The sequence below is a fragment of the Mesorhizobium sp. M4B.F.Ca.ET.214.01.1.1 genome (genome assembly GCF_004791545.1).
Taxonomy (GTDB): Bacteria; Pseudomonadota; Alphaproteobacteria; order Rhizobiales; family Rhizobiaceae; genus Mesorhizobium; species Mesorhizobium abyssinicae.
This window is the reverse complement of the sequence record NZ_SRUX01000158.1, coordinates 1-345: the sequence shown is the minus strand read 5'-3', so window position 1 is coordinate 345 and position 345 is coordinate 1. Positions and strand designations below refer to the sequence as shown.

The window sequence follows — 345 nt, the reverse complement described above, 5'->3', positions numbered from 1 at the left end:
TCCGCCTCGATCATCGCCCGCGCATGGATCAGGCGCCGACGCCAATTGAGGCAGAGCTCGCGCTGCGCGCCTTCGGCATTCTGGATAGCAAAACGCCGCTGCGCTTCCGTCTCGGCGTTGACGAGGTCGGCCAGCGCCTCGGTCTCGACCAGGTCGACCTTGCCATTGAGGAACGCGCGGCGCGTGAATTCTCCAGGTTCGGCATGCCTGACGCCGTCAAAGCCAGCGATCGTCTCCAGCATCCTGGCCACCACGGCGCGGCCGCCATGAACATGAAACTCGGCGACATCCTCACCCGTGAAACTGGCCGGACCGGGGAAGAAGACGACCAGCCCAGTGTCGAGC

The 345-nt window shown here is 65.2% G+C and carries 1 pseudogene; it reads right to left on the bottom strand.

From position 1 onward, the window contains the following. Positions 1 to 345: pseudogene (locus EN857_RS33715) on the bottom strand (tRNA uridine-5-carboxymethylaminomethyl(34) synthesis GTPase MnmE); the annotation flags it as partial.